28 protein-coding genes and 1 riboswitch are annotated in these 26,850 nt (G+C 64.5%); of the genes, 13 read left to right on the top strand and 15 right to left on the bottom strand.

What is annotated here, in order from left to right:
• Window positions 1–43 precede the first annotated feature (43 nt).
• Window positions 44–898: an SDR family oxidoreductase gene (locus B6V74_RS04225; RefSeq protein ID WP_075776382.1), complete on the top strand. Its 855-nt coding sequence runs from the start codon at window positions 44–46 to the stop codon at window positions 896–898.
• An 86-nt stretch (window positions 899–984) separates the two neighbouring features.
• Here the strand turns inward: B6V74_RS04225 and B6V74_RS04230 are convergent, their stop codons facing one another.
• The gene (locus tag B6V74_RS04230) at window positions 985–1,332 is read right to left on the bottom strand and encodes a BON domain-containing protein (RefSeq protein WP_168184176.1); all 348 of its coding nucleotides are present in this window, start codon (window positions 1,330–1,332) and stop codon (window positions 985–987) included.
• Between the two features lie 219 nt (window positions 1,333–1,551).
• Here B6V74_RS04230 and B6V74_RS04235 point away from each other — a divergent pair, with 219 nt between their 5' ends.
• From B6V74_RS04235 to B6V74_RS04250, 4 genes are all read left to right on the top strand, one after another.
• Window positions 1,552–1,749, top strand: a complete 198-nt coding sequence (locus tag B6V74_RS04235; RefSeq protein ID WP_075776384.1) for a hypothetical protein — start codon at window positions 1,552–1,554, stop codon at window positions 1,747–1,749.
• A gap of 66 nt (window positions 1,750–1,815) precedes the next feature.
• Window positions 1,816–2,085: a hypothetical protein gene (locus B6V74_RS04240; RefSeq protein ID WP_075776385.1), complete on the top strand. Its 270-nt coding sequence runs from the start codon at window positions 1,816–1,818 to the stop codon at window positions 2,083–2,085.
• A gap of 131 nt (window positions 2,086–2,216) precedes the next feature.
• Complete coding sequence (locus tag B6V74_RS04245; RefSeq protein ID WP_088722038.1) at window positions 2,217–3,476, top strand: cytochrome P450; 1,260 nt, start codon at window positions 2,217–2,219, stop codon at window positions 3,474–3,476.
• A gap of 321 nt (window positions 3,477–3,797) precedes the next feature.
• Window positions 3,798–4,034, top strand: coding sequence for a hypothetical protein (locus B6V74_RS04250; protein WP_346393644.1), 237 nt, complete (start codon window positions 3,798–3,800; stop codon window positions 4,032–4,034).
• 111 nt (window positions 4,035–4,145) lie between these two features.
• Here the strand turns inward: B6V74_RS04250 and tenA are convergent, their stop codons facing one another.
• From tenA to thiM, 4 genes are read right to left on the bottom strand one after another with little or no spacing between them, the layout of a single operon-like run.
• Entirely contained in the window at window positions 4,146–4,817 is a 672-nt protein-coding gene (gene tenA, locus B6V74_RS04255) for a thiaminase II (RefSeq protein ID WP_088722039.1), read from the bottom strand.
• The gene (gene thiD, locus B6V74_RS04260; RefSeq protein WP_088722040.1) at window positions 4,814–5,617 is read right to left on the bottom strand and encodes a bifunctional hydroxymethylpyrimidine kinase/phosphomethylpyrimidine kinase; all 804 of its coding nucleotides are present in this window, start codon (window positions 5,615–5,617) and stop codon (window positions 4,814–4,816) included. Before thiD ends, tenA begins: the two co-directional genes overlap by 4 nt.
• Window positions 5,614–6,228 (bottom strand): thiamine phosphate synthase, encoded by a 615-nt coding sequence (gene thiE / locus B6V74_RS04265; RefSeq protein WP_240497043.1) that lies wholly within the window; start codon window positions 6,226–6,228, stop codon window positions 5,614–5,616. Before thiE ends, thiD begins: the two co-directional genes overlap by 4 nt.
• Entirely contained in the window at window positions 6,225–7,013 is a 789-nt protein-coding gene (gene thiM / locus B6V74_RS04270) for a hydroxyethylthiazole kinase (protein ID WP_088719210.1), read from the bottom strand. The genes thiE and thiM overlap by 4 nt, the downstream gene beginning before the upstream one ends.
• Before the next feature lie 61 nt (window positions 7,014–7,074).
• Window positions 7,075–7,169, bottom strand: a riboswitch (TPP riboswitch).
• Window positions 7,170–7,480: 311 nt separating this feature from the next.
• Between thiM and B6V74_RS04275 the strand changes: the two genes are divergently transcribed.
• Window positions 7,481–7,936, top strand: a complete 456-nt coding sequence (locus tag B6V74_RS04275; protein WP_077701130.1) for a cytochrome c — start codon at window positions 7,481–7,483, stop codon at window positions 7,934–7,936.
• A gap of 43 nt (window positions 7,937–7,979) precedes the next feature.
• Entirely contained in the window at window positions 7,980–9,686 is a 1,707-nt protein-coding gene (locus tag B6V74_RS04280; protein ID WP_088719211.1) for a PQQ-binding-like beta-propeller repeat protein, read from the top strand.
• A 142-nt stretch (window positions 9,687–9,828) separates the two neighbouring features.
• Here B6V74_RS04280 and B6V74_RS04285 read toward each other — a convergent pair whose 3' ends face one another.
• From B6V74_RS04285 to B6V74_RS04315, 7 genes are all read right to left on the bottom strand, one after another.
• A complete protein-coding gene (locus B6V74_RS04285; protein ID WP_088722041.1) occupies window positions 9,829–10,683 on the bottom strand; it encodes an SMP-30/gluconolactonase/LRE family protein in 855 nt (284 codons plus the stop codon).
• Window positions 10,680–11,288: a 2-dehydro-3-deoxy-6-phosphogalactonate aldolase gene (locus B6V74_RS04290; RefSeq protein ID WP_088722042.1), complete on the bottom strand. Its 609-nt coding sequence runs from the start codon at window positions 11,286–11,288 to the stop codon at window positions 10,680–10,682. Before B6V74_RS04290 ends, B6V74_RS04285 begins: the two co-directional genes overlap by 4 nt.
• Window positions 11,285–12,175, bottom strand: coding sequence for a 2-dehydro-3-deoxygalactonokinase (locus B6V74_RS04295; protein WP_088719214.1), 891 nt, complete (start codon window positions 12,173–12,175; stop codon window positions 11,285–11,287). Before B6V74_RS04295 ends, B6V74_RS04290 begins: the two co-directional genes overlap by 4 nt.
• Entirely contained in the window at window positions 12,172–14,244 is a 2,073-nt protein-coding gene (locus tag B6V74_RS04300) for an alpha-galactosidase (protein WP_088722043.1), read from the bottom strand. Before B6V74_RS04300 ends, B6V74_RS04295 begins: the two co-directional genes overlap by 4 nt.
• A complete protein-coding gene (locus B6V74_RS04305) occupies window positions 14,241–15,086 on the bottom strand; it encodes a carbohydrate ABC transporter permease (protein WP_075776397.1) in 846 nt (281 codons plus the stop codon). The genes B6V74_RS04300 and B6V74_RS04305 overlap by 4 nt, the downstream gene beginning before the upstream one ends.
• A 1-nt stretch (window position 15,087) precedes the next feature.
• Window positions 15,088–16,005 carry a sugar ABC transporter permease gene (locus B6V74_RS04310; RefSeq protein ID WP_075776448.1) on the bottom strand — a complete coding sequence of 306 codons (918 nt, stop codon included), beginning with the start codon at window positions 16,003–16,005 and terminating at the stop codon, window positions 15,088–15,090.
• A gap of 89 nt (window positions 16,006–16,094) precedes the next feature.
• Window positions 16,095–17,330: an extracellular solute-binding protein gene (locus B6V74_RS04315; RefSeq protein ID WP_088719216.1), complete on the bottom strand. Its 1,236-nt coding sequence runs from the start codon at window positions 17,328–17,330 to the stop codon at window positions 16,095–16,097.
• 127 nt (window positions 17,331–17,457) lie between these two features.
• On the opposite strand from B6V74_RS04315, the gene B6V74_RS04320 reads away from it, so the two are divergent.
• Genes B6V74_RS04320 through B6V74_RS04340 form a run of 5 tightly spaced genes read left to right on the top strand, consistent with a single transcriptional unit; the run spans window position 17,458 to window position 23,649 of the window.
• Window positions 17,458–18,261, top strand: a complete 804-nt coding sequence (locus B6V74_RS04320; protein WP_075776399.1) for an IclR family transcriptional regulator — start codon at window positions 17,458–17,460, stop codon at window positions 18,259–18,261.
• A gap of 32 nt (window positions 18,262–18,293) precedes the next feature.
• Entirely contained in the window at window positions 18,294–19,355 is a 1,062-nt protein-coding gene (gene ugpC, locus B6V74_RS04325) for a sn-glycerol-3-phosphate ABC transporter ATP-binding protein UgpC (protein WP_088722044.1), read from the top strand.
• Window positions 19,352–20,272 carry a Gfo/Idh/MocA family oxidoreductase gene (locus B6V74_RS04330; RefSeq protein ID WP_088722045.1) on the top strand — a complete coding sequence of 307 codons (921 nt, stop codon included), beginning with the start codon at window positions 19,352–19,354 and terminating at the stop codon, window positions 20,270–20,272. The genes ugpC and B6V74_RS04330 overlap by 4 nt, the downstream gene beginning before the upstream one ends.
• 27 nt (window positions 20,273–20,299) lie before the next feature.
• Complete coding sequence (gene dgoD, locus B6V74_RS04335) at window positions 20,300–21,448, top strand: galactonate dehydratase (protein WP_075776402.1); 1,149 nt, start codon at window positions 20,300–20,302, stop codon at window positions 21,446–21,448.
• Window positions 21,449–21,450: 2 nt separating this feature from the next.
• Window positions 21,451–23,649, top strand: a complete 2,199-nt coding sequence (locus B6V74_RS04340; protein ID WP_088722190.1) for a glycoside hydrolase family 2 TIM barrel-domain containing protein — start codon at window positions 21,451–21,453, stop codon at window positions 23,647–23,649.
• Between the two features lie 244 nt (window positions 23,650–23,893).
• Here B6V74_RS04340 and B6V74_RS04345 read toward each other — a convergent pair whose 3' ends face one another.
• On the bottom strand, window positions 23,894–24,496 hold the full coding sequence (locus tag B6V74_RS04345) for an autoinducer binding domain-containing protein (RefSeq protein WP_168184177.1): 603 nt from the start codon (window positions 24,494–24,496) through the stop codon (window positions 23,894–23,896).
• Window positions 24,497–24,623: 127 nt separating this feature from the next.
• Here B6V74_RS04345 and B6V74_RS04350 point away from each other — a divergent pair, with 127 nt between their 5' ends.
• Entirely contained in the window at window positions 24,624–25,094 is a 471-nt protein-coding gene (locus B6V74_RS04350) for an autoinducer binding domain-containing protein (RefSeq protein WP_088722047.1), read from the top strand.
• 70 nt (window positions 25,095–25,164) lie between these two features.
• Here the strand turns inward: B6V74_RS04350 and B6V74_RS04355 are convergent, their stop codons facing one another.
• The gene (locus B6V74_RS04355) at window positions 25,165–26,205 is read right to left on the bottom strand and encodes an aldo/keto reductase (protein WP_088722048.1); all 1,041 of its coding nucleotides are present in this window, start codon (window positions 26,203–26,205) and stop codon (window positions 25,165–25,167) included.
• A gap of 9 nt (window positions 26,206–26,214) precedes the next feature.
• A complete protein-coding gene (locus tag B6V74_RS04360) occupies window positions 26,215–26,847 on the bottom strand; it encodes a dihydroxyacetone kinase subunit L (protein WP_199224625.1) in 633 nt (210 codons plus the stop codon).
• Window positions 26,848–26,850: the final 3 nt, after the last annotated feature.

Raw genomic sequence — 26,850 nt, forward strand, 5'->3', positions numbered from 1 at the left:
ATCCGGTTGGTGCGTTCAGACCCATCCAGAAAGGAGCCCGGCAATGAATTACCCCAAACCTCCCTTCCCCAAGCAACCGCAATCCGTTCCCGGTTCGACGGAGAAGATGGACCCGCGCCCCGATCATGGCGAGCAGAGCTATGTCGGGTCGGGCAGGCTCGACGGGATGGCCGCCCTTGTGACGGGCGCAGACAGCGGCATCGGTCGCGCCGTGGCCCTGGCCTATGCGCGCGAAGGGGCCGACGTGATGATTTCCTATCTCGAAGAGCATGACGAGGCCGAGGAAACGCGCCGGCTTGTCGAAGAGGCAGGCCGCCGCGCGTATGTGATGCCCGGCGACATTCAGGACGCCGATCACTGTCGCGCATTGGTGCGCGATACGCATGAAGCCTTCGGGCGTCTCGACATTCTCGTCAACAACGCGGCGCACCAGATGCATTTCGACGAGATCGAGGACATCTCCGATGAAGAATGGGAAACGACCTTCCGCACCAACATTCATTCGATGTTCTACCTGTGCAAGGCGGCGCTCCCGGTGATGGAGAAGAACGGCGCTATCATCAACACGGCCTCGATCAACTCGGACAAACCCAACCCCGGTCTGCTGGCTTACGCGGCGACCAAGGGTGCGATCCAGAACTTCACCACCGGGCTGGCACAGATGGTGGCAGAGCGCGGGATCCGCGTGAATTGCGTCGCACCGGGGCCGGTCTGGACACCGCTGATCCCCTCGACGCTGCCTGAGGACTCGGTCGCGCATTTCGGCGAGGACAAGCCGATGGGCCGCCCCGCGCAACCGGCGGAGCTGGCCTCCGCCTACGTGATGCTTGCCGATCCGCGCTCGAGCTACACGTCAGGCGCGACGGTGGCCGTCACCGGCGGCATGCCGATGATCTGATTTAAAGACGCGGGCCGCCAGCAGAAGCTGCGGCCCGCGCGAATTTTCGTTCGCTCGACTTTTCGGCGGTCAGGCGTCCGAGCACATCACGCGGGCCCTACGCCGAGCTGATTGCGGACCAGCAGAACACCACGCACTTCCTGTGCAAGCGCTTCTGCGAGCGTGCGCTGGAATTCCAGCCCGATCGTGCCTTCGAGCGTCACCACCCCTTCTTCCGCGGCGATCAGGACATGGCTCATGTCGATCCGTCCGTCGCCTTCGAGCGCGCTCCGCACGGCGGACGCCAGTTCGTCGTCGGGGAGGATCTCCGCGGGTTGCTCCGGCAAGTCGGGCATGATCGGTTGCTCGACGCCGTGATACCCGTCCGGTCGGCTCGGCGCCGCAAGGTCAGAGCGCACCACATGGACGTCTTTTTCATCGCCATTCTCGGTCATGATCTCCTCCATGGCTATGGAACGGATCAACGAGTGAGCATCCCGCTTGTTCCTGCGCGCACGCTAGCCGCGCACGGTTTGTTCCGCCAGAGTCACGATGGTTCGCGCCATGGAACAAAGGCTGGCGGGGTTCGTTTTTCGGGTAAGCATGACGACCCTCGCGCGGAGCACTGCACGGGTCCCACGCGGGGGTCTCACTTTGACCAAAGGAGGCCTACCATGTTGACCAGACTGCTCTTTGCAGCCTCAGCCCTCGGTGCCTTGGGGTATCTCATCAACCAACGGCGCGGCACCTCGGCACAGGGCGTCCGTCCCGCAGGTCCCTCGCAGATGCGAAACCCACCTCGGAACTGGGACCGGGTCGACGAGGAAATGGATGAAAGTTTCCCGGCAAGCGATCCGCCAGCGAATTATTGACTTCAATTCACCTAGAACAGGGGCCCCGGCGCCAACCCGCCGGGACCCCGCGAAGAGAGCGACCAGATGCCAAATACCTATCTCGAAGAAACATTGGTCACGCTGGAGGCTCGTTTGATCGCGCAACGCCGCGTTCTGGCACGGCTGGTGTCGGAACTACCCGCAGAGTCGCGCGAGACCGTCATGGCGTGGATCGGCGAACGCGAAGTGATGCATGACGGTCAGGAAGATCCCGGCGCGGACCCGGACGCGACCGACGCGCTTCCGCTAAGCATTGCCGAGGAGTTCCAGCAGATCGCGACGCTCGCGCGGCGCCACCGCCGCGGCAATGGGTGATCCGTCCGGCCGAAGCGCAGACGACGAAGGCAGACGCCCGTGATGCCACCTGCCGCGGGCTTGGCGCAGCCCGCATCGGCGTCGTGCCCCTAGCACCAGCAACCAATCAGGCCCATAGCGAGGCAAGGCAAATGCAGAATTCCCAATCCATTCCCCATCTCTCGGGGATCGACAGCACCCGGGCCTTCCTCAGCGAGGGCTATTCGTTCATTTCCCGCCGTTGCGATCAGCTTGGGAGCGATGCGTTCCGAACCCGGCTGATGCTGCGCCCCGTGACCTTCCTGCGCGGACGCGACGCGGTACGCAGCTTCTATGAGCCGGGACGGATGACGCGTCGCGGTGCGATGCCGCCCACCGTGGTGCCGCTTCTTCAAGGCAAGGGCAGCGTGCAAAGCCTCGACGACGAAGCGCATCACATCCGCAAGCAGATGTTTCTGGACCTCATGGACCGCGACCGACTGCGCGCGGCCCGCCGGATTTTCGCAGAGGAATGGCAGGCTGCGGCCCGCAGTTGGCAAGGCTGCGAGATCGACTTCTCTGATGCCGTCGACGGCATCATGACGCGAACGGCGCTGCGCTGGTGCGGCATCGACCCGTCACAGCACGACGTTGCCAGCCGCGCGCGCGAACTCAGCACGATGTTCGCCGCGGCCGGCACGCTCGGGCCTGCCTATCTACAGGCACGCTGGCTCCGGGCGCGGTGCGAGCGTTGGGCGCGTAGCCTGATTTCGCAGACCCGCGAAGCGGACGGACCTGCCGGAAGCACCTTGGCCAAGCTCGCCTTCCACACCGATCTGGACGGCAGCCGGATGAGCGAAGACGTGGCCGTGAAGGAACTCCTGAACATACTGCGTCCGATCGTGGCGGTCGGGCGCTATGTCGTGTTCGCCGCCCACGCTCTGCACTCCCACCGCGCAGCCATCCCGGCCGTTGCGGAAGACGACGAGCCGACCTGCCGCGCGATCGCCGAGGAGGTGCGCAGGCTCTACCCGTTCTTCCCGGCGATCGGCGGGCGCGTGCGCGAGGCGTTCGACTGGCACGGCGCCCGGTTCGAACCCGGCGATTGGCTGGTCCTCGATCTCTACGGCACCAACCACGACCCTGACATTTGGGAGGACGCGGAACGCTTCCGCGCCGAACGCCATCTGGGCCGTGACATCCAACCCGAGGGGCTCGTGCCGCAGGGCGGCGGCGACTATCTGCAAAATCATCGCTGCCCGGGCGAATGGCTCACGATGGAGCTGCTGACCGAAGCCGTCATGCAGCTGCGCAAGCTCGATTGGACGGTCCCCGAGCAGGATCTGACACTTTCCGACAACCAGTTTCCCCCGCTGCCGGGAGACGGCCTGCGCATTGCAGTCCAGCCGGAGCATCCGGGCGCGCGCTGCTGAAAACTCCGGGGCGACAGGCCGAACGCATGCCAGATACCATGTCGAGCATGGGCAGGTCGCAGCCGGTCGAACGCCCCGGGTAAGAGACTTCGTGCCGGCGCCTAACCCGCGCCAACTCTTGACGTCGCCCCACGATAAACCAGATTATTTTCGAAATGACGTTCGCATCGAGTGGCCAAATTGTCGGATCCACATCCGGATTAGGCCAACATGCTGCTAGATTGACCCAAGGCGCCGCAGACAATCCGCCTTTGCCAAACAGCCTGAACGAGGTCCGCTATCAACGCCCAGTTACTTGCTGCCCTGATCCTTCTGCCGTTCGTGTTCATCGCCATTTACGCAGGCGTGCACGAGTTCCTGCGTTACAAATCGAAGGGACGTGCGAATTACGGCCTGATCTTCGATGAGGAGACCGGAACCTCCTACGTGACCGGCATCTCCGAGGAGGAGGAGGCCTTCGACCCCGAAGATTTCGATCCCAATGACTACAACGAGACCGCGGCCGTCGAGGAAACCGACGGGGAAACCAGCGAGGAAAGCGACGAGCGCAAATCCTGAGCCTCGGAAATCCGGCCCCGCCATCGACGCCCGACAGGTGATCGAGGCGCGCGAAACCGGCAAGCGGCAAGGCCCGGAAGCCGACAAAGGCGCCCCCTTTCGGTTCGCGCCTCAAGCGGCAGGCTGCTGCCAGCTTTCGCCGCGATAGGCGCTGTCCCAGAACCGCCATTCATGCCAGCAACTCCGCGCGAAGGCGCGGTGCATCCGGGCTCGCGCGGGCGCGTCTGCATTCGCGCCCAGCCTGTCCGTCAGCTCGAGCATCCGCGTCACGCTCTGATCGAACGCCTCTCCGGAATAGGTCGCGATCCAGGCCGCATAGGGATTTTCAGCGCCGCTGACCTGCGCGATCTCCCGACCGATATCGCGATAGATCCAGAAACATGGCAGCAAGGCCGCCACCGCTTCGGAAAAATCGCCGATCGCAGCGCTGCGCAGCAGAAAAGTGACGTAATGATCGCAGGCCGCCGAAGGCTCGATCCGCGCAAAATCTTCCGCCGAGACGCCGAACAGCCCCATGTAATGCGCGTGCAATTCGCGCTCGACGGCGATCGCTCCAGCCGCCGATCCCGCAAGCTGGGCCACGGTCGGCGCATCTGGGGCTTTGGCGGCGGCCAGCGCGAGCGCGCGGGCGAAGCCTTCGAGGTAATGTGCGTCCTGAATGATGTAGCCCTGGAAGGTTTCCCGATCGAGGCTTCCCTCTGCCAGTTCGCGATTGAAAGGCATGTCATGAATCTGGCGGCGCAGCGGCGCGGTCGCCTGCGCTAGGTCTTGGGCGAAGCTCATTTCTTCTTCTCCTGGAATGCGTGGAAATGGTGCACCGGCCCGTGCCCCGACCCGACAGTCAGCCGATCAGCTGCCGCAATCGCCGCGCTCAGATACGCCTTCGCCCGCTGGGTGGCCTCCGCGAGCGGCACCCCTGCCCCGAGCCATGTCGCCAGCGCCGAGGACAGGGTACAGCCCGTCCCGTGCGTGTTGCGCGTCGCGATGCGCGGTGCGTCAAGCCAGAGCTCTTCCTGCGCCGTGACCAGCAGATCCGGGCTTTGGTCGCCTTGCAGATGACCGCCCTTCAGCAGCACCGCACGCGGCCCGAGCTCGCGCAGCGCATGGGCCTGATCGCGCATCTCGTCGAAGCGCGTCGCCTCGGCGCAGCCCAGCAGATCGGCGGCCTCGGGCAGGTTCGGCGTGACCAGATCGGCCCGGGGCAGCAGGCTGTGCAGCGCGGTCACCGCCGCCTCTTCCAGCAGCCGATCGCCGCCTTTCGCGACCATCACCGGATCGAGCACTACCGGACAGTCGAGCCCGGTCAGCCTCTCGGCCACAGTCTCGATGATCGCGGCATCGCCCAGCATTCCGATCTTGATCGCGTCGATACGAACGTCTTCGCGCAGCGATGCCAACTGAGTTGCGATCAGCGCCGTGTCGCACAGGCTCACCGCCTGCACGCCGCGCGTGTTCTGGGCGGTCAGCGCGGTAATCACGCTCATCGCGTAGCCACCATTGGCGGAGATGGCCTTGATATCGGCCTGAATGCCCGCCCCGCCCGATGGGTCGGAACCCGCGATGGTGAGAATATTGGGGATCATGTGTCGCTCCATGCGTTGCGCAGGGTTCGGGTGGCGCGCGCCATGTCAGGGGCACGCGAGATGGCGGAAATCACCGCGAGACCGGCACCGCCCGCCGCGCGGATTGCGGGCGCGTCAGTGGCAGTGATCCCGCCGATCGCGAGGCAGGGAATATCGGTGCGCGAGACGATCTTGGCAAAGCCCACATGGCCGATCGGGGCGGCATGGTCGGGCTTCGAGCCGGTCGCATGGATCGGACCGACGCCGAGATAATCGATACCGGGAGGAACGGCGGCGATCTGCGCCTCGGTCTCGATCGAGAGGCCAAGGAGCATGTCGGGCCCGATCCGGCGGCGGATCGCGGCGGGGTCGCCATCGCTCTGACCGATATGCAGCCCGGCGGCCCCAATCTCGATGGCCACCGCGACCCTATCGTTCACGATCAGCGGCACGTCATAGGGGGCAAGCGCTTCGACCAGCGTCCGGGCCAGCGCGGCGAATTCCGCATCGGGGAGCACCTTGTCGCGCAGCTGCACCCAGCCTGCACCGCCCCGTGCCGCGGCCACGGCTTGCGCGAGCACCGGCTGCGGGGCGGCCGGGTCGGTGACGAAACAGATGGACGGGATCATCATGCGGATTCGATCCGAGCTCCGGCGCTCAGCGCCTCGGCGTCGATCGCATAGAGCGCATCGAGGAACGCGACCTGAAAACTTCCCGGGCCTGAGGCACTCGCCCCGGCGCTCTCCCCGGCGAGCCCGAAATAAGCCAGCGCCGCGACGACCGCCTCGAAGCGAGGCTGTCCCGCGAGAAACGCAGCCACCAGACCGGTCAGCGAACAGCCCAAAGCGGTCACGCGCGGCATCATCGCATGGCCATTGGCGACCCGCGCAGCGCGCTCCCCATCCGTCACAAAATCGACCGCGCCAGTCACCGCAACCACGGCCCCGCTCATCCGGGCCAAGGCCCGTGCGGCGCCTTCCGCGGTCTCGACACTCTCAGTGGAATCCGCCCCTTTCCCCGCGCCAGCCTCGCCCGCAAGCGCAAGGATCTCCGACGCGTTGCCGCGGATTGCCGTCGGGCGCAGTTCCACGAGCCGCGCACCGAGCGCACGCCGATAATCCGTCGCGCCGACAGCGACAGGGTCTAGCACCCACGGGGTTCCCTGCGCGCTCGCGACCTTGGCCGCCGCCGCCATCGCCTCAGCCCAGGGCGGCGACACCGTGCCGATATTGATGCTGAGCGCCTGCGCGAGTCCGGCGAACTCGGCCGCCTCCTCGCGCGCATGCACCATCGCGGGCGAGGCGCCGGAGGCGAGCAGAACATTCGCCATCACGTTCATCGCGACGTAATTGGTTATGTTGTGAACGAGCGGCGCGGTCTGCCGCATCGCCGCGAGATATTGTCCGGGATCTTCCATCGCTCTCTCCTTGGCTGCGGGCATCAGGAGAAGTGCGAGGGGGCAAAGGCGGGAACGCGCCTGACCGTCTCACGCGCCTCCCTCCGCCGGCATTATCCGGTTCAGGTTCTAAGGGTTCGTCTCAGCCCGGTTGCCCGAGCGCCCCTGTCGCTTCGCTCCGAGAGGTGACAGCCTTCGCGCCGCCCGTCAAGCCGGGTCAGACGAGGCGCCCACAGCTTCGCCGCGATCAGCATCCAGCGCATATCCTTGAACGGCGGAACCATTCTGGTCGCCGTCATATGTCAGGCCGGAAAAGAGCGAAGATACCGGCGTCGTTTTCGGATCCGCTTTCCCATCCGAAACATGCTCGGTGCAGACCCGTCTGCCTGATGCCCGCAAAGCAGAATGGAACAAAGGCACCTTGCATCCGTTGGGGAACCATATCCCCCACCGCTCCGTCCCAGCATTATTGAGCGAGGTTTTTTAGCATGAGACGTCTAGACACGCATTCCGGAACGGCCCTGACCGGCCTCGTTACCGCCCTTGTCCTCTGCGCGAGCGCAGCCTACCCGGGCTCTTCGGACCAGCAGGCCCTTTTCACATCCAAGCAGGCATCGTCAGGCCACGACGTGTACAAGAAGCACTGCGCCGATTGTCATGGCAGCGATCTGATGGGGGATGCAGGCCCGGCACTGGCGGGCAAGAAATTCGCCGACAGCCTCGATTACAGCGGCATGACCGGCAAGCAACTATACGACTTCATCGCGAAGCACATGCCCAAGGATGACCCGGGCGAGCTGACCGACAAGCAGTATCTCCAGACATTCGCCTATCTGCTTTGCAAGAACGGTTTCAAACCCGGGGACAGCGCGATCGACCAGAAAGCGATCGATGCGATGGACCTGCAGCCGTTGCCGGACTCGTCGCAGTCATCCTGCGACTGACCCGACCGCCGCGGCTGATCATTTCAAGAGAGGAGGACCGAACATGGCACATTTGCCACCATTCACCGCGACCTCGCGAGGCGCCGTCCGACCTCTGATCCTGTCCGTATGCGTGGCGGCCCTGCCGGCACTTGCGCACGCGAAGCAGAGTGACGAGATCCAGGGCACGAGCGACACGAACCGCGCCCAGATGAAGGAGCTTCCCGCTTCGGCGAATGTCGCTGTCGACGACAACGCGATGCGATCCGCCAAGGACAACAAGTCCGATTGGTTGCTGCATGGCCGGAGCTACAGCAACCAGCGCTATTCGCCACTCGACCAGATCACGACGGACAATATCGACAAGCTGCACCCGGTTGCCTTGGTGCAGACCGGAAAGGTCGCCAGCTTCGAGACCACGCCGATCGTCGTCGATGGCGTGATGTATATCTCGACACCGATGGTCGATAACGAGATGACGGTCATGGCCGTCGATGCCGCAACTGGCGAGACGTATTGGAGCACGACCTATGACGTCTCGCAGGTCAAGACCTGCTGCGGCCCGGTGAACCGGGGCGTGGCCGTGGGTTACGGTAAGGTCTACATTGCGACGCTCGACGCCAATCTTCTCGCGCTCGACGCCAAGACAGGCAAAAAGGTGTGGAAGACCAATCTCGCAGACCCGCAAGCGGGCTTCTCGGAAACGATGGCGCCGCAAATCTATGACGGCAAGGTGATCGTCGGCAGTTCCGGCGGCGAATGGCCGATCCGCGGCTTCGTCGCCGCGATCGATGCGAAGTCGGGCGAGGAGGTGTGGCGCTGGCACGCGACGGATCCCGACACGTTCGAAGGCGACTCGTGGAAGTCCGGTGGCGGCATGGTCTGGACGACCCCCGCAATCGATCCGGAGCGGAACATGGTGATCTTCAGCACCGGCAATCCGAACCCCGACCTCGACGGCTCTAGCCGCAAAGGCGACAACCTCTATACCGACTCGATCGTCGCGCTCGATGCCGATACCGGCAAGCGCAAATGGCACTATCAGGAGGTCAAGCACGACGTCTGGGATTACGACGCCGTCAGCAATGTCGTGCTCTTCGACGCCAAGGACTCCAACGGCAACGTCGTTCCCGCTGCGGGCGAGGCCGGCAAGGTCGGCTGGCTCTATGTGGTGAACCGCGAAACCGGCGATCTGATCCGCAAGTCGGACCCGCTCGTGAAGATGTCGGACAACATGTTCACGCCGCCGACCAAGGACGGGGTTAAGATTCTGCCGGGCGCCAATGGCGGCGCGGAATGGTCGCCGCCGGCCTACTCGCCGGAGACCAACCTGTTCTACGTCATGGAAATGAACCAGTTGATGAACTTCACGACCGATGGCGAAACGACGACGCTGCCGGGTACGCTTCGGCTGGGCAGTACGTTCAAGAACGTCAAGGGCGACGAGGCGATGCAGACCGGCGTGCTCGACGCGGTGAACGTCAACACCGGCAAGGTCGAGTGGAGCTACGACGCGCCGCAGCCGATGATCGGCGGCGTGCTAGCGACGGCCGGGAACTTGGTCTTCACCGGCGAGGGCAACGGCATGTTCGACGCCTTCAATGCGAAATCGGGCGAGAAGCTCTGGAGCTTCAATCTTGGTGCCGGCGTCAACGCACCGCCGATCACCTATCAAGTCGACGGCGAGCAATATGTCGCGGTCGCAGCCGGCGGCAACTTCCAGCTCGGCTTCCCGCGCGGCGATGTCGTGGCGATCTTCAAGCTCGACTGATCCGCCACGAAAACACGTTCAACCTCAAATTCAGGGCCGCGACGCATCCGTCGTGGCCCTTTATGCAGAGAAAGTTTCCGGCGCCTGAACGGCTATCTCGTCCCCCGCGGCCGACGAGAGTCGCGCGGCAGGAGCGTCGCGATCACCCGGGCAGGCGCACCGCGGGCTCGGGCCGCCCAGCGACTCCGGCGGGGGCGCAATAGACCCGGCCCTGCGCGGCATCGGGTTCCTCGATCCCTTCCTTCGCCGTGGTGACAAAAAGCGTCTTGAACTCCGGCCCGCCGAAAGCCGGACAGGAACTGTGCCGCCCGCCGACTTCGATCGCCCGGTCGAACCGCCCGTCGGGCAGGTAGCGCGCGACCCGCCCCGAACCCCATTGCGCACTCCAGAGCGCGCCCTCGGCATCCGTCAGCCCGCCGTCGGGGTTCAGCCCATCCGCGCTCAGATCGACGAAAATCTCCGGCGCGCCCTCTGGCCAGCCTTGCGCATCCAGCGCGACCGTCATGATCTTGCCTTTCGGCGTGTCGGAGAAATAGGCGCGCCTTCCATCGGGGGCGAAACAGATCGAATTGGGGATCGAGATTTCGGGGAAAAGCCGCTCCACCGTGCCCTCGAAATAGCGATAGATCGCACCTGCGCCGGTCTCCGCGTTTCTGCCCATCGTGGAGGCCCAGAATCCCCCCATCGGATCCGCGCGGCCATCGTTGCAGCGGGTGTCGTCGCGGTCGGCCTCGATCGCGACGAGCGGCTCATGCGCACCCGAGGCAATGTCGAAACGGCGCAGCCCGGTTTCGGTGGAGATCACCAGCGTGTCGGCATCGACCCAACCCGCTGCAGAGGCCATCTGCCCAATGTTCCATTCGCGGGGCCCGCTCGCGTCGCGGCTGAGCAGCCGCCCCGCGAGGATGTCGAACCAGAACAGCTGGCCGCGTTCGGGATGCCAGAGCGCGCCCTCGCCGAGAAAGCAGTTGCGGTCGTCGTAAATCTCGTAGCTCATGCCGTGCAGACCTCGTCATAGCGGGCGACCAGCGCGCGGGCCTTTCCGGCTACGGTATCCACGCTGTCGCCGGGTTTGTAGAGCGACGAGCCGATGCCGTAGCCCGCAGCGCCGGCCTTATGCCACTCGCCCATGTTCTCGGCGGAGACGCCGCCCACCGCGAAGAGCGGCACTTCGGGCGGCAGCACCGCGCGCATTGCGCGCAAGCCCACGGGGCCGATCAGCTCGCCCGGGAACAGCTTGAGCCCGTCCGCCCCTGCGGCGAGCGCCGCGAAGGCCTCGGTCGGGGTCATCACGCCGGGAAAGCTCTGCAGACCGGCGGCTTTGGAAGCGGCAATCACGTCGGTGTTGCAATTGGGCGAGACGATCAGCTTCGCGCCGGTCGCGGCGACAGCTCCGACCTGATCCGTGGTCAGCACCGTCCCCGCCCCGATCAGAGCGTCAGCGCCGAAGCGCTCCACCATCGCGGCGATGCTGTCGAGCGGGTCGGGGGAGTTCAACGGCACCTCGATCCGGGTGACGCCCTCGGCGATCAACGCCTCGCAGACGGGGATGGCTTCGGCGGGAGTGATCCCGCGCAGGATGGCGATGATGGGTCGGCTCATGTTTCGGCTCCGATGGTCTGGTGCGCGGCATAGAGCCCCGCGAGGGTCACGTCTTCGGCGTCTTGGCTGGTCGCATCAATGCCGCGACCTGCCAGCGCCCGGGTATAGAGCGGGCTTAGAACGGGGCTTCCGATCAATGCGACGGGCTGACCCTGCCAGAGATCGCGCGCGGCGGCCAGTTCCCAGCCGATCAACAGCCCCGAGAGGCGGCAGGCGGCGGTTTCGGGCGATTGCGCGCCCAGAAGCGCCCCGGCCCGCAGCGCGAACAGCGCCCCATAGGCGCCCGCCGGATCGGCCTGGGCCTCGGCCACCGCCGCGTCGAACGCTGCCATGTCCTGACACCCCTTACCGATCGTGTGGCGCAGCACGGAGCGATGGGCGAGCAGGTCGTAGATCTCACCGGTCATACAGCTGCGGAACCGCTCGATCCGACCTGCGCGCAGGGCCACCCATTTCGTATGGGTGCCTGGCAGGCAGATAGTGCCCTCGAAGCCGGGATTGCGCAGCAGGAAGCCAGCGATCTGGGTCTCCTCGCCGCGCATCACGTCGGGCGGGCTGTCTTGACGCAGGCCGCAGGCGATATAGACCGGGCGCGCCGCGTGATCGGGCACCCGTACGAGACGCGGCTGGGCGGCGCAGGGCACCGGCGCATAGGGCGCCTCGGCCCAGCCCTGACGCGAGCCGACCATGCCACAGGTCACGACCGGAGCCGCGCCCCAGCCTGCAACGGCCTCTTCCAGCACCGGTCCGAACTCGGCGGGGGCGAGCTTGCCCATCCCCTGCTCGGAACTCCGTCGGTCGAGCACTTCGCGCCCGCGCATCGCCCAGACACGCAGATGCGTCGTGCCCCAATCGGCGGCGATCCAGTCGGGAGCCGCGTCACTCATAGTCTTTCTCCTTCAATCACATGGATGCGCTCGGGGAAGGTCCAGGGCAGTGTGAGCCCCTGCCCCATCAGCGCTTGCCCACTGAGCGTAACCGGTCCGGTCTTAAGCGCGGGGATCCCCCGCGACAACCGGGGCAGGTCTTCTGCCGTAATCAGCCGCAACCGATAGCGCGCTGCGGGGTCCAGCCCGGTCAGTCGCAAGGGGCGCGGCAGGATCTGCGAGGAGGTCGCCGCCTGACCTGCGAAGGCCACGAAACGGCTACCATCCTCGGCCAGCTGCAACTCGGCGATCACGGCCTGGTCGGCGCTGTCGAGCCGCAGGATATCCGCCCGCATCCGCCAGTCGCGGTTGTCCTTCCACCAGCGCGTGACGGAGGTCAGCACCTCGGCCTCCTCCGCGGTCAACTCGCGCGGGTCCATCTCGAAGCCCATATGACGTTGCGCCGCGACCCAGGCGCGGGTGCGAATATCGATCACCCGGCCCGAGGTGTGGCAATGGCGCGGGCCGACGTGAGAGCCGGTGACGCAAGCAGGCAGGAACAGCGCGGCATCATGCTGGATCCGCAGCCGCTCCAGCGCATCGTTGCTGTCCGAGAGCCACACGCGGCCGGTGCGTTCGAGAATGCCGAAATCGATCCGCCCGCCGCCCGAGGCGCAGCTTTCGAACTCCACATCTGGATGGGCCGCGCGCAGCCGGTCGAGCAGATTGTAGAGGCCCCGCGCCTGCGCTGCGTCGGGATACGGCAGCACGCGGTTATGGTCCCATTTGACGTAAGCGATTTCATAGGCCGAGAGCACCGCGTCGATCGCGGCAAAGAGGTGGTCGCGCACCGCCGGGTTCGCCATGTCGAGTACGCGCTGCTGACGACCCTCGATCTGATCGTCCGGGCCCAGCAGCCAGTCGGGATGGGCCCGCGCCAGATCGCTGTCGCGATTGACCATCTCGGGCTCGAACCAGAGGCCGAATTCCATCCCGAGGCTTTGGACATGATCGACCAGCGGCGTCAGCCCGTCGGGATATTTGCGCGGATCGACCGCCCAGTCGCCCAGTGAACTGGTGTCGTCGTCGCGCTTGCCGAACCAGCCGTCATCCAGCACGAAGCGTTCCGCACCAAGTGCGGCGGCGCGCGCTGCGATAGATTTCAGCTCGGCCAGATCGTGCTTGAAATAGACCGCTTCCCAGCAGTTGTAATGCACCGGGCGCGCCTTGGCCAAAGGGGCGTGTTTGCGCAGATGGCGCTGGAAGGCCACCGCGCAGCCATTCGAGCCCGCCTCCGAGAAAGCGGCATAAAGCGTCGCGGTCTCGAACCGCGTCGCCGGTTCCGGCTCGGAGCCGCTCGCATGACCGAACTGGATTTGCCTGCGTCCGTCAGGAAGCTCTTCGGCCACCATCCGATGCCCGCCCGACCAGCCGTAATGGAAGCCGCGGGTTTCGCCTTGCGTCTTGGTGGCGCCGCGCGCAGGCAGGATCAACCCGGGGAAATGCTCGTGCCCGGTACGGCCCGTATGGTTGTCGCGCACGCGCTGACCGGGGCGCCACGGCGTCGCCTCGATCTGGAATTCACCGATCCAGCGCCCCGAGACTTCAAGCATCTCGTCGGCCAGCTGCGGGCCGGGAAACACCGGGGCGGCGAGCCAATGAAGCGTAATCGGCTCATCGCTCTCCAGCGCTGCGCGCGCCGCGATCAGACCGGTGTCGGGGTCGAGCGTGAATTGCGCGCTATAGCGCAGCCCAAGCGCCGCATCGCGATAGGTAAGCCTCAGTTCGCGGCCGGTCTGCGTCTCGCTCTCGAACCGGAAGGCGGGGCGCAACGGCTGCCCCGCCCCGTCGCGCGCGATCAGGCCGGGCTCTCCGGGGAAGCTCTCGCTGGCCTCGGGGCAGATCGAGACCTCTGGTGCGCGGTCGAGCATCCCGCCGGTGACATCCGGCACGCTCGCGACGGCCAAGCCCGCGAGGTCTTCCCCCTCGGGCAGCACCGCGCCCCAATAGACGATCTCGGGAAGCCTCTCGTTGTGACCCGCCAGAACGAGGCTTTGGCGGGTGTCCTGCAAATGCCATGTGCGGATCATTTCACCGCCCCGAGCGTCAGCCCTGCGATGAAGTGTTTCTGCATCAGGAAGAACATCGCCACGGGGGGCAGAGCGGCGAGGATCGAGCCTGCCGACACCAGTTGCCACGCCGCGACCCATTGGCCGTTGAGCGATTGCAGCCCCGCGGTGATCGGCTGCGTATCCGCCCCCGTGGTAAGCACCGTCGCCCAGAAATAGTCGTTCCAGATGAAGGTGAAGATCAGCACCGACAGCGCCGCGATCGCGGGTCGCACCAGTGGCAGCACGATATGCCAGAAGATCTGCCATTCGCCCACGCCCTCTACCCGGGCGGCTTCGATCAGCTCTTTCGGGAGCGCCTTGATGAAGTTGCGCATGAAGAGCGTGCAGAACCCGGTCTGGAAGGCGACATGGAACAGTGCGAGCCCGGTGATCGTGTCATAGAGCCCCATCTTCACTGTCAGGTCGCGCACCGGCACCATCAGGATCTGGAAGGGCACGAAGTTCCCTGCCACGAAGATGAAGAAGATCAGCAGGTTGCCCTTGAACTTGTAGACGGCGAGCGCAAAGCCCGTCAGGCAGGACAGCGCCACCGCCCCGATCACCGTCGGGATCGTCACCTTGAAAGAGTTCAGCATGTAGCTGGCGAAGGGCGAATTCTTGAACACGTCGAGATAGTTCGAGAAGGCCAGATAGGACGGCACCCCGAAGTAGTTGCCCTGTGCGAGATCGCTCGACGGACGGATCGAGGTGACGGCGACGCCCAGAAGCGGCAGCAGCCAGAGCACCAGCATCACCGGCAGCAAGACCTGATAGGTCAGTCGGGCGGCGGGGCTCATGGATTGAATGGGTTTGGGAAACATCTCACAGCCCCCTTTCGTCGCGCCACATCTTCCAGATGAAGCCCGAAATGAAGATCATCATGATCGCGAACAGCACCACCGCGATCGCCGCGCCATAGCCCATGCGATAGCCGTATTCCGACAGCGCCTGCTCGTACATGTAGTAAGACAGCACCCGCGAGGATCCGAAGGGTCCGCCATCGGTCATGATCGACACGAGATCGAAGCTGCGCAGCGCACCGATCACGGTGACGACGACCGCGATGAAGGTAGCCGGGCGCAGTTGCGGCAGCACGACATACCAGAGCATCTTGATGCCCTTAGCCCCGTCGAGACGCGCCGCTTCGATCTGGTCGGGCGCGACCGCGTTCAAACCGGTCAGGTAGAGGATCATGCAGTAGGCGATCTGTGGCCACAGACCGGCGGCGATGATCCCGTAGGTCACCGTGTTGGGATTGGCGAGGATCGCGATCCCGGTCCCGTCGAGCCATTTCGTCAGTTCGAAGAACAGTCCGAAGCCCGGTGCGTAGAACCACGAGAAGATCAGGCCGACCACGACCTGAGAGATCACGAAGGGAAAGAAGAACAGCGATTTGTAGATCCGGATGCCGCGCACGGTCTGGTTCAGGAAAAGCGCGATGAACAGCCCGAACGGGATCGCCAGCATATAGAGCACCAGCCAGATCACGTTGTTCTTGAGGCTGGTATAGAAGGCGTCGTCATCGAGCAGTTCGAGATAGTTCGACAGACCGACCCACGTCTTCGCGCTCAGCCCGTCCCATTGAAAGAAAGAAATCCACATCGATTCCACGATCGGGATCAACACGTAGATCAGGAACATCAGCGCGCCGGGGGCGAGAAACAGCCAGGGCGCGAGCTTGCGGTTCAACCGGCGGCGGCGCGGTGCGGGCGTACCCGTCTCCGCGTGCGGCTCGGACATTGCGGGTGAGACGGTCATCGTCGCACTCCTCGGATCTGGAAAAACAGGAAGGGGCGGCGCCCTGTTACAGACGCCGCCCTCGGGGAGGATCAGTTCTTGTAGACGCGCTGACGTACCTTCTCGAGCCGGTCGAGGATCGCGTCGAGATGATCGGGATAGGCCATGAATTCCTGGAAGCCTTCCATGCCCGCCTTCGCCATCTGTGCCGGTGCGTCACGATCGAAGAACTGCGCGATACCGCCGTCGGCCGTGGACAGGATCTTGAAGCCCGCTTGCAGGAAGGGATCGTCGCCAACCGAGGAGTTCTTGTTGATCGGCAACTGACCGAGGGTCTCGTTCATCTTGGTCTGCACGTCGGCCTTCGCGACATAGGCGAGGAACTTCTTGGCGTCTTCCTTGTTCTTCGCGCCTGCCGGGATATGGATCGTATCGGTCGGCGCTTCTTCGGCACGCGGAATATCCGGGTTGATCGTCGGGAAGTCCATGAAGCCAAGCGTGTCATTGGTCATCCCGCCATCCTTGAAGGTGGCGACGGCGAAGTTGCCCATGACGTAATTCGCAGCCTTGCCCTGAACGATGTTCGACACAGCATCCTGCCAATCGATCGCGGCGACGTTCTTGGTGGTGTAGGGCAGAACCTTCTTCCACTCTGCGAAGACAGCTCTCACGCGGTCGTCGGTCCACGGGATTTCGCCGCTGGTGAGCTTCATGTGGAAGTCGTAGCCATTGGTGCGCAGGTCGAGATAGTCGAAGATCCCTGCCGCTGGCCACAGTGCCTTGGTGCCCGTGGTCAGGCAGTCGACGCCCATCTCCTTGAACTTCTTGCAGTTCGAGATGAACTCGTCCCAGGTCTTGGGCACGTCCACCCCGGCCTTCTTGTACAGGTCTTTGTTATAGTAGATGCCCCACTGGTAGTAGGTGTAGGGCACGCCCCATTGCTTGCCGTCGATGGTCATCGACTTGAGCGCCGAGCCGAGGCTGTCCTTGAGCCCGTTCTCCTCCCAGACATCGGACACATCGGTGAATTGGCCGGCATTGACGAAGGGCGCCATGCGATTGCCCGCATACCAGTTCGCCAGATCGGGACTGTCGGCGGTCAGGAAGTTGCGGATCGCGGTCTTGTAGCCTTCGTGATCGAAGGTATTCACCTCGACCTTCACATCAGGGTTTTCGGCCTCGAAGCCTTTCACGAGCTGCTCGAAGGCGGCCTTCGGCGCCGGATCGGACGCATCGGTGAAAAGCTTGAGCACGCGCTGTTCGGCCATTGCCGGAATGGCGATCGACCCCATCAGCGCCACGAGCGCGGTGGTTTTCAGGATATTCATTCGGTTCTCCTCCCGTTTCAGTAGCCCACGGCTCAAAGATTTTAGTTTCAAATAATGGAACCGTGTTTTACATATTGAAATGCTGCCGCGAATCTCTCATCCTGTCAACAGTCCTGAGGAGGAGCCCATGAACGACGCCACGCCAAAGCCGGAGAAATCGGACGGCACGGTCGGACGCACGTTGGCCGTGCTCGACCGCGTCGCGGAATTCGGCCGACCCGTGCGCTTCGCCGAGCTGCTACCGGTCTGCGATCTGCCCAAGGCGACGCTGTATCGCTTCCTGCAAACGCTCACGAACCAGGGGATGCTGTCGCTCGACGAGGACCGTCAGACCTATACGCCGGGCTTGCGTCTCGTGCGCCTCGCCCATGCCGCCTGGGCGCAAAGCTCGCTCGCGCCGATCGCGGCACCCTATCTCGACCAACTGTCGAAGGAGACCGGCCAGACGCTCCACCTCGCTCAGCTCGATCAGGGCATGGTACTCTATGTCGACAAGCGAAACGCCTCGCGCCCGGTCGAGATGTTCTCGCAATCGGGCAAGGTCGGCCCCGCCTATTGCACCGGAGTGGGCAAGGCGATGCTCGCCTATCTCCCCGAGGACGCGCTGCAGAATGCGCTGACGCGGCAGAGCTTCCATCGCTTCACGGAACATACCCTGACCGACGTGACCAGCCTGCGCGCGGAGCTGGAGACCATCCGCAAACGCGGTTTTGCCTGGGATGACGAGGAGCATGAACCCGGCATCCGCTGCATCGCCGCCCCGATCCTGTCGCCTCAGGGCCGCGTCCTGGGCGCGCTCTCGATCACCTCGGCCCAGCCCGACGGTCAAAGACAACTCGAAACCTACGCCCCGCTGATCCTCGAGACGGCGGAGAAGATCGCGAAAGCGGCCAGCCACTGGCGCTTTCCGGAACAGAAACGCGCCGACTGAACCCCGGTGCGCAAAAACAGGGAGGAGACCCCGTGAGCGGAGTCGCATTGGAGAAGATCGTCAAACGGTTTGGCGATGCGGAGGTGATCCACGGCGTCGACCTGACGGTCGAACCGGGGGAATTCTGTGTCTTCGTCGGGCCGTCCGGTTGTGGCAAGTCAACGCTTTTGCGGATGATCGCGGGGTTGGAGGAGACCTCGGACGGTGCGATCCGCATTGGCGGCCGCGAAGTCACGAAAGCCGAACCCGCCGAACGCGGCATCGCGATGGTGTTTCAGACCTACGCGCTCTACCCGCATATGACGGTGGGCGAGAACATGGGCTTCGGGCTGAAGATGAACGGCCATCCCAAGTCTGAAATCTCCGAGAAAGTGCAGGAAGCCGCGCGCATCCTGAAACTGGAGCCGCTTCTGGACCGCAAGCCCGCTGCGCTTTCTGGCGGTCAGCGCCAGCGCGTGGCCATCGGCCGCGCGATCACCCGCGGCCCGGACGTTTTCCTCTTCGACGAGCCGCTGTCGAACCTCGACGCCGAGTTGCGCGTCGAGATGCGCGCTGAGATCGCGCGTCTGCACCGCGAGATCGGGGCGACGATGATCTACGTCACCCACGATCAGGTCGAGGCGATGACGATGGCCGACAAGATCGTCGTGCTGCGGGCCGGCAATATCGAACAGGTCGGAAGCCCGATGGAGCTTTACGACGACCCCGACAATCGCTTCGTCGCGGGCTTCATGGGTTCGCCTTCGATGAACTTCCTCGCCGCGACCGTGGTAGACGGTCAGCTCGACGTGCCTGCTCTGGGGCAGCGCATCGACAGTCCCGTCGCCTTGCCCGCGGATGGCACGAAACTGGAGATCGGCATCCGCCCCAACGCGCTCCGCCTGAGCGGCACGGATGGCAATTTCACCATCGAGATGGCCGAGAACCTCGGCGGCGTGAGCTACGCGCATCTGGACGGCGTGACAGGCGAGCGCGTCGTGGTCGAGACCGATCAGCGTCTCCACGGCGCGGTCGGTGGCAAGACCGGGATCAGCTTCGATCCGGCCTCGGTCTATGTGTTCGACACCAGCACGGGCGCACGGGTGCGCGGATGAGCCTTGCCGTCGGCCTCGTGGGGCTGGGAGCGATCGCCCGCGCCCAGCACCTTCCCGCGATTGCGGAGACGGACGGCGTGCATCTCGCCGCCATCGCGAGCCGCAATGCCACCCTGCCCGACCTGCCGAGCTATCCCGACCTGCGCGCGATGCTCGACGCCGAGCCCGAGATCGGCGCGGTCTCGCTCTGCACCCCGCCGCAGGGGCGGTTCGATCAGGCGATGGCGGTGCTGCGCGCGGGCCGTCACCTGATGCTCGAAAAGCCGCCGGGCATGACGCTGAGCGAGGTCGAGGCGCTGCGCGAGACCGCCGCCAAGGCGGGGCTGACGATCTTCGCCACATGGCATTCGCGCGAGGCGGCAGCCGTGGAGGCGGCACGCCAATGGCTCGCGGCGCGGGAGATTTCCGCCATCCATATCGACTGGCGCGAAGACGTGCGCAAATGGCATCCCGGGCAGGAGTGGATCTGGCAACCCGGCGGGCTCGGCGTCTTCGATCCCGGCATCAACGCACTCTCGATCCTGACCCGCATTCTGCCCCGCCCCGTGCGGCTGACAACAGCCTCGCTGAGCATCCCGCAAGGCCGCCAGACCCCGATCGCTGCCGATCTGGAAATGTGCGCGGGAGAGACCCCGATCAGCGCCGCGTTCGACTGGCGGGAAACGGGTGACGAGCTGTGGCGCATCACCCTTCAGACCGACCGAGGCGCAGCAACGCTCGACAAGGGCGGCGCGGAGTTCAGCACCGATGGCGAGGTAATCGCCACGGGCGAGAACCGCGAGTACGCCAACCTATACGCCCGGATGCGCGATCTGGTGCGCGCCGGGCAGAGCGATCTCGACCTCGCGCCGATGCGCCTTGTCGCGGACGCCTTCATCAACGCACGTTTCGCGATCACCGAACCTTTCGACGCCTGATCGCGCCGACCAACCCCGAGGACCGATATGAAAATTACCGCCATCGAAACCTTCATCGTGCCGCCGCGCTGGTGTTTCGTGAAAATTTCCACCGACGAGGGCATCTCCGGCTGGGGCGAGCCGGTGCTGGAGGGCCGCGCGGCCTCTGTCGCTGCCTGCGTGGAGGAACTCTCGGACTACCTGATCGGCAAGGACCCCGGCCATATTCAGGACCACTGGACGGTCATGTATCGCGGCGGCTTCTATCGCGGTGGCGGCATCCACATGTCGGCCATCGCCGGGCTCGATCAGGCGCTGTGGGACATCAAGGGCAAGGCGCTAGGCGTGCCTGTCCATTCGCTTCTGGGCGGCCAGCAGCGCGACCGCATCCGGGTCTATAGCTGGATCGGCGGCGACCGTCCGGGCGACACGGCGCGGATGGCGCGCGAATGCGGCGACCGGGGCTTCACTGCGGTGAAGATGAACGGCACCGAGGAACTGCAATTCATCGACTCCCACGACAAGATCGACGCCGTGCTGGAACGCGTGCAGGCGATCCGCGAGGAAATGGGCCCCGATTTCGGCATCGGCGTCGACTTCCACGGTCGCGTCCATCGCCCGATGGCCAAGCAGCTCGCGAAAGAACTCGAGCCCTTTAACCTGATGTTCATCGAGGAACCGGTGCTGAGCGAAAACGCCGAGGCGCTGCGCGAGATCGCGAACCATTGCTCGACCCCGATCGCACTGGGTGAGCGGCTCTATACCCGCTGGGATTTCAAATCGATCCTGCAGGGCGGTTACGTCGATATCGTCCAGCCCGACCCCTCGCATTCCGGCGGCATCACCGAGACCTACCGGATCGCGGCGATGGCCGAGGCGCATGACGTGGCTTTGGCGCTGCATTGCCCGCTGGGGCCGATCGCGCTGGCGGCGAACCTCCAGCTCGACGCGGTCTGCTACAACGCCTTCATTCAGGAGCAGTCGCTAGGCATCCATTACAACAAGGGTTCCGACCTGCTCGATTATCTGAGCAACCCGTCGGTCTTCGAATATGACGACGGCTTCGTCGCGATCCCGCAGGGGCCCGGCCTAGGCGTCGAGGTCAACGAGGAGAAAGTCCGTCAGGCGGCTGCGGAAGGTCACCGCTGGCGCAACCCGATCTGGCGCCATGCCGATGGCAGCTTCGCGGAGTGGTAATGATGAGAGAGATCAGCAAACTGAACGGAGGCTGGACCTTCGCGGAAGGCTTCGACACGGCCAAGGTCGCAGAGCCCCTACAGGGCGAGACGGTCACCCTGCCCCATAACGCCACCGACCTGCCGATGAGCTATTTCGACGAGCGCGGCTTCCAGCGCCCCTTCACTTATCAGCGTGAGATCGCATGGAACGATGCGTGGGCGGGAAAGCTGGTGCGGCTGCGGTTCGATGCGGCGATGGCCGATGCGGTGGTCTATGTGAACGGCGCCGAAGTGCTGCGTCACCGCGACGGCTATACGCCCTTCACCGTAGATCTGACGGACCGCTTTGTAGGCGGCAAGGCGTTGGTGACGGTGCATATCGACGGTTCGGAAAACCCCGAGATCCCACCCTTCGGTGGCCGCATCGACTACCTCACCTATGCCGGGATCTATCGCGACGCCTGGTTGGAGGTGCTGCCCGAGGCCCATATCGCAAGCGTGAAGATCGAGACGCCCGACGTGCTGGCCGAGACCAAGCGCGTTCTGATCAAGCTCGACGCGCCGGGCGCCGTGGAGGCGGTTCTGTCGGACGCCGAGGGCCAAGAGATCGCGCGCGGCCAAGGCACGGGCGAGATCACCTTGGAGGGTCTCAGCGGCATCACGCTCTGGTCGGTCGAGACGCCCGCGCTCTACACGCTGACGCTGACCTTGATCGAGAGCGGCGACCGCCTCACCCAGCGCTTCGGCTTCCGTCACGCCGAATTCACGCCCGAGGGTTTTTTCCTCAACGGCGAGCGCGTGGTCCTACGCGGCCTCAACCGGCATCAGAGCTTCCCCTATTCGGGCTATGCCCAAGGCAAACGCAGTCAGGAGCGCGACGCGGAAATCCTGCGCTACGATCTGGGCTGCAACGTCGCGCGCACCTCGCATTACCCACAAAGCCCCTATTTCCTCGACCGCTGCGACGAAATCGGCCTCATGGTCTTCGAGGAAATCCCCGGCTGGCAGCATATCGGCGGCGACATCTGGCAAGATGAATCGGTGCGCAATGTCGAGCGGATGATCCGGCGCGACTGGAACCACCCCTCGATCATCATCTGGGGCGTTCGGATCAACGAGAGCCCCGATGCGGAGGCGTTCTACAAACGCACCAATGCCTTGGCGCATGAGCTGGATGCGACGCGCCCCACCGGCGGCGTGCGCTGCATCACCGACAGCCAACTGCTCGAAGACGTCTACACGATGAACGATTTCATCTTGGGCGATTTCGAACTGCCCTTCTCGAACCGCCTGCGTACGAGCTTGCGCGACCAGCAGGAGGTGACTGGGCTTCCCACGCGCGTGCCCTATCTGGTGACCGAGTATAACGGGCACATGTATCCCACCAAGGCGGGCGACCCCGAGCATCGCCAGCACGAGCATGTGCTGCGCCATCTCGACGTGCTCAACGCCGCCCACGACCCCGATGCCGGGCTTGCGGGCTGCATCGGCTGGTGCATGTTCGACTACAACACGCACAAGGATTTCGGCGCGGGCGACCGGATCTGCCATCACGGTGTGATGTCGATCTTCCGCGAGCCGAAATTCGCAGCCTACGCCTATGCCAGCCAGCGCGATCCCGACGAGGCGATCGTGATGGAGCCGGTCACCGTCTGGTCGCGCGGCGAGCGAAATATCGGCGGGGTGATCCCGCTGATCGTGCTGACCAATTGCGACGAGGTGGAGTTGTCCTACGCCGACGTGGTCAAGCGCGTTGGGCCCGACCGCAGCCGCTTCCCGCATCTGCCCCATGCGCCAGTCGTCATCGATTACGACCATTTCACCCCCGACGAGGTGACCGCCTGGGGGGAGAGCTGGCATGCGGGCCGCCTGCGCGGCTACCTGAACGGGGAGTTGGTGATCGAGCGCGACTTCCCCGCCGACGCGATGTTCGACCGGCTGGAAGTGGCGCCCGATGTCACCGAAGCCGAGGCCGATCCGAGCGACGAGATCCGGGTGATGATCCGCGCTCGCGATCAGGCAGGCAACAAGCTGCATTTCCTAAACGAGCCGGTGTTCCTAGACGTCGAAGGTCCGGCGAAGCTGATCGGCCCCGATTGCGTGGCGCTCGCGGATGGCGCGACCGGCTGCTGGCTCCGCCTGACGGGTGAGCGCGGCAAGATCAGCGTGACCGCGCGGCTTCGTGACAAAATCGAGTCGGTGGAAATTGCGGCGCTGTGATTGGCAAGGGCGCAGGAGCGTATCGCTCGCGCCCTCTCCATCGCAGACTATCGATGAAGATTGACCGCGCGACGCAGGCGATGCGCGATCACCTGTCGCGGATTCTCGATCAGATCGATCGCATCCAGGACGATCACACCAAGCTTTTCGAGGTCGCGCCACAGAGCTGAGTTCGGGACGGTGTGAATTATATCCAAGGCCCTGCCCGCCGAGTCCGTTTGCATCAACGAGGCGGTCGGGACGCTTACAGGAGGCCTCGGCTCGCGGCGATGCTCGCAGCCTCTCGCAAGGTCTTCGCCCCGAGCCGGTCCGCAGCGCCCCTGAGCCGCGCCTTGACGCCCCCGACGGAGAGCTGCAATTCGTGGGCGACCTGCTTGTGGAGATAGCCCTTGGAATAGAGTTGGAGCGCTTCCATTTGCGCCTCGGTCGGCATCTCGGGCTCGTCCGCATGGATGCGCGAGAGAACCCTCTCGATCTCTTTCATTTCGGAAGCCCGAAGCTCCCGGTCTGAGCGCGCAAAGATGCCAAGGCTCCGCTTCGGCATCTCCTGCGTCCCGTGGATCGACACGACACCTCCGAATTCGAAGCCGAAAGACCGATAGTCGCGCATGAAGCTCGTGCCGACGAAGCTGTCTATTTCACCCCACCGCGCATAGCCCGAATTTTCCTGGCACCAGCGCAGCAGCGGGTCGGCCAGCGCCAACCCGGAAAACGTGTAATGATTAATCCATTCAGGCGGAAACAGGTTCAACTCGGCTTCGGGCGCGAAAAAGCCAGCCCGCAAGGCGACGTAGCAGCCTGCCGGAGCGAGATCGGCGAAAAGGCTCTGGTGATCACGAAGAATCATGCCGTTTCGAACTTCCATTCTGTCCGAGTGCTCAATAGTCACTACGGAAGTGCGGCTCGGTTGGACCAAGATAGTTCCGCAATGCGTTGGTCGAGGGATTCACTGAACATAATACAAGGGTAGCTGCATGATCGATGTGCGTACATTGCGCCGGAAATTGCAACTTGTGAGTGCAATATCAGACTGGAAATTCGCCTTGGGGCTGCATGTGCGCTTTGCAAACCCTACACTCCTATACCAGACATATCCACAGGAATGGATCGATTTCTATACTGCGAACGGTCTCGTGTTCCGGGATCCGACGGTCAGATGGGCCATGACGCATACAGGCATTTGCGATTGGTCCGAACTCGCGGAGCAGGACGAGAGCAACGTGTTTGGTCAGGCGGCCGAGTTCGGACTGCGCTATGGCAAGGCCGTCGCTGTCGGCGACGAGACCCGGTCCGCCGGTTTCTTCGCCCATCCTTCGCGAAGGATCGAACAGGCCGAAGTCGAGGAAGCGCACGCACTCCTCAAGGAATTGCACGACATGACGAAGGGCGTGGAACTTATGCCTGCGGAAGAGTTGAAGCGCCTCCGGGCCGAACTGCACCCCTGAGGTCTTCGCGCGGCACGAAACGAGTTCGCCCGTGCCGCGCGATAGCTTAAGTTGATCCCCCCGGGCTCGATTAGCCCGTCACGATCCCGTCCGCCGGGCCGAAGCGCGGCTTGGCGAATTGTTCCTGATGCCACAGCGGGTAGATCAGCGGCGGGCGGCTGACCTCGTCGAGGAGGGCGAGATCTTCGGTGGAGAGCCTGACGTCGAGCGCGCGGAAGTTGCGCTCGAACTGCGCCACCGTGCTACCGCCGACCACCAGCGAGGCAACGCCGGGACGGGTGAGCAGCCATGCCAGCGCGATCTGCGCCGCCTCGACGCCATGCGCCTCGCCCAATTCGTTGAGCACATCGACGATCTTCCACAGCCGTTCCTGATCCCGGATCGGCGGCTCGGTCCAGCCCTTGGCCTGACGGCTCCCCTCGGCCACCGGATTGTCGCGGGTGTGTTTGCCCGACAGCAGCCCTGCGGCAAGCGGGCTCCAGACGGTCGCGCCGACGCCCTGATCGACCGCGATCGGCAGCAGCTCGTATTCGGCCTCGCGCGCCTCGAGCGTGTAGTGGATCTGCTGGGTGACGAAGCGCGCCCGACCCGGCTTCTCCGAGGCCATCAGCGATTTCATGACCTGCCAGCCGGTATAGTTCGAGCAGCCCGCATAGCGGATCTTGCCCTGCTCGATCAGCGTTTGCAGGGCTTCGAGCGTTTCCTCGACGGGGGTTTGGCCGTCCCATTCGTGGATATGATAGATGTCGATGTGATCGGTGCGCAGACGTTTCAGGCTACGCTCGCATTCGCGGATCAGGTGCCAGCGGCTCGCGCCCTCGCCATTGGGGCCGTCATCGATCGGCATGCGAGCTTTCGATGAGATCAGCACCTTGTCACGGCGGCCTTCCAGCGCCTCGCCCACGATCTCTTCGGCGGTGCCGGTGGAATACATGTTCGCCGTGTCGATCAGGTTCACACCGTGGTCGATCACGCAATCGAACAGGTCGCGGGCCTCGGCCACGCCCTGACTGCCGACCATCGCGAAGGGACCTTCGCCGCCGAAGGTGAAAGTGCCCATCGCGAGGGCCGAAACCTTCAGCCCGCTCCGTCCCAGCGTATTGTAGTGCATGTCCCTCTCCTACGCGCCCAAGGCAGCGCTTGTCTCTTCGATGAGGATGCACGCGACGGTGCCGCCCGCGTCCTGAATTCCCTTGGATTTCTCGCCGAACGCGGCAGCCTTGCCGTGCTGGGCTTCCATCTCCTTGGTCGCCTCCAGCGCCTCTTTCGCAGCTTGGGCTGCTGCGTGTGATGCCTCGGCGGGCGATGCGCCCGCCTGCGCCTGCGCGGCGATGGTCTCGGCGACCGGGTGCAGCACGTCGAGTACGGTCTTGTCACCCAGCTGCGCCTTGCCGCGCTGCGCGATCCCGTCGCGGAAGGCAGCCCAGAAATCGGCCAGCGCGGCGGTGTCCATCACTTCCGCACCGTCGAGTGCCTTCGCTCCGCGCAGGAAACCCGTTGCCATCAGCGTCCCCATGGTCGAGGGCGCGGCTTTCGCGATCGCGGCGCCCGCGGTCTTCATCCCGTCTGCCAGCGTCTCGGGCGCCTTTTCCTCAAGGGCGGCCGCTGCGGCGGCGAAACCCTTCGCCATGGTCAGACCCAGATCGCTGTCGCCGACCTTGCCGTCGAGCTCGATCAGGGCCTGTTTCTCGGCGGCGAACCGATCCCGATAGCGGTTGAACAGACCGGGCAGCGCACTTGCATTCATCGTCATGGC

The organism is Thioclava sp. F42-5 (assembly GCF_002213195.1).
Classification (GTDB): domain Bacteria; phylum Pseudomonadota; class Alphaproteobacteria; order Rhodobacterales; family Rhodobacteraceae; genus Thioclava; species Thioclava nitratireducens.

Excerpts from the sequence above, each read along its gene's own strand:
- B6V74_RS04225 (WP_075776382.1), top strand. The coding sequence starts at position 44 with ATGAATTACCCCAAACCTCCCTTCCCCAAGCAACCGCAATCCGTTCCC.
- B6V74_RS04230 (WP_168184176.1), bottom strand. The coding sequence starts at position 1,332 with ATGACCGAGAATGGCGATGAAAAAGACGTCCATGTGGTGCGCTCTGAC.
- B6V74_RS04235 (WP_075776384.1), top strand. The coding sequence starts at position 1,552 with ATGTTGACCAGACTGCTCTTTGCAGCCTCAGCCCTCGGTGCCTTGGGG.
- B6V74_RS04240 (WP_075776385.1), top strand. The coding sequence starts at position 1,816 with ATGCCAAATACCTATCTCGAAGAAACATTGGTCACGCTGGAGGCTCGT.
- B6V74_RS04245 (WP_088722038.1), top strand. The coding sequence starts at position 2,217 with ATGCAGAATTCCCAATCCATTCCCCATCTCTCGGGGATCGACAGCACC.
- tenA (WP_088722039.1), bottom strand. The coding sequence starts at position 4,817 with ATGAGCTTCGCCCAAGACCTAGCGCAGGCGACCGCGCCGCTGCGCCGC.
- thiD (WP_088722040.1), bottom strand. The coding sequence starts at position 5,617 with ATGATCCCCAATATTCTCACCATCGCGGGTTCCGACCCATCGGGCGGG.
- thiE (WP_240497043.1), bottom strand. The coding sequence starts at position 6,228 with ATGATGATCCCGTCCATCTGTTTCGTCACCGACCCGGCCGCCCCGCAG.
- thiM (WP_088719210.1), bottom strand. The coding sequence starts at position 7,013 with ATGGAAGATCCCGGACAATATCTCGCGGCGATGCGGCAGACCGCGCCG.
- B6V74_RS04275 (WP_077701130.1), top strand. The coding sequence starts at position 7,481 with ATGAGACGTCTAGACACGCATTCCGGAACGGCCCTGACCGGCCTCGTT.
- B6V74_RS04280 (WP_088719211.1), top strand. The coding sequence starts at position 7,980 with ATGGCACATTTGCCACCATTCACCGCGACCTCGCGAGGCGCCGTCCGA.
- B6V74_RS04285 (WP_088722041.1), bottom strand. The coding sequence starts at position 10,683 with ATGAGCTACGAGATTTACGACGACCGCAACTGCTTTCTCGGCGAGGGC.
- B6V74_RS04290 (WP_088722042.1), bottom strand. The coding sequence starts at position 11,288 with ATGAGCCGACCCATCATCGCCATCCTGCGCGGGATCACTCCCGCCGAA.
- B6V74_RS04295 (WP_088719214.1), bottom strand. The coding sequence starts at position 12,175 with ATGAGTGACGCGGCTCCCGACTGGATCGCCGCCGATTGGGGCACGACG.
- B6V74_RS04300 (WP_088722043.1), bottom strand. The coding sequence starts at position 14,244 with ATGATCCGCACATGGCATTTGCAGGACACCCGCCAAAGCCTCGTTCTG.
- B6V74_RS04305 (WP_075776397.1), bottom strand. The coding sequence starts at position 15,086 with ATGTTTCCCAAACCCATTCAATCCATGAGCCCCGCCGCCCGACTGACC.
- B6V74_RS04310 (WP_075776448.1), bottom strand. The coding sequence starts at position 16,005 with ATGTCCGAGCCGCACGCGGAGACGGGTACGCCCGCACCGCGCCGCCGC.
- B6V74_RS04315 (WP_088719216.1), bottom strand. The coding sequence starts at position 17,330 with ATGAATATCCTGAAAACCACCGCGCTCGTGGCGCTGATGGGGTCGATC.
- B6V74_RS04320 (WP_075776399.1), top strand. The coding sequence starts at position 17,458 with ATGAACGACGCCACGCCAAAGCCGGAGAAATCGGACGGCACGGTCGGA.
- B6V74_RS04330 (WP_088722045.1), top strand. The coding sequence starts at position 19,352 with ATGAGCCTTGCCGTCGGCCTCGTGGGGCTGGGAGCGATCGCCCGCGCC.
- dgoD (WP_075776402.1), top strand. The coding sequence starts at position 20,300 with ATGAAAATTACCGCCATCGAAACCTTCATCGTGCCGCCGCGCTGGTGT.
- B6V74_RS04340 (WP_088722190.1), top strand. The coding sequence starts at position 21,451 with ATGAGAGAGATCAGCAAACTGAACGGAGGCTGGACCTTCGCGGAAGGC.
- B6V74_RS04345 (WP_168184177.1), bottom strand. The coding sequence starts at position 24,496 with ATGATTCTTCGTGATCACCAGAGCCTTTTCGCCGATCTCGCTCCGGCA.
- B6V74_RS04350 (WP_088722047.1), top strand. The coding sequence starts at position 24,624 with ATGATCGATGTGCGTACATTGCGCCGGAAATTGCAACTTGTGAGTGCA.
- B6V74_RS04355 (WP_088722048.1), bottom strand. The coding sequence starts at position 26,205 with ATGCACTACAATACGCTGGGACGGAGCGGGCTGAAGGTTTCGGCCCTC.
- B6V74_RS04360 (WP_199224625.1), bottom strand. The coding sequence starts at position 26,847 with ATGACGATGAATGCAAGTGCGCTGCCCGGTCTGTTCAACCGCTATCGG.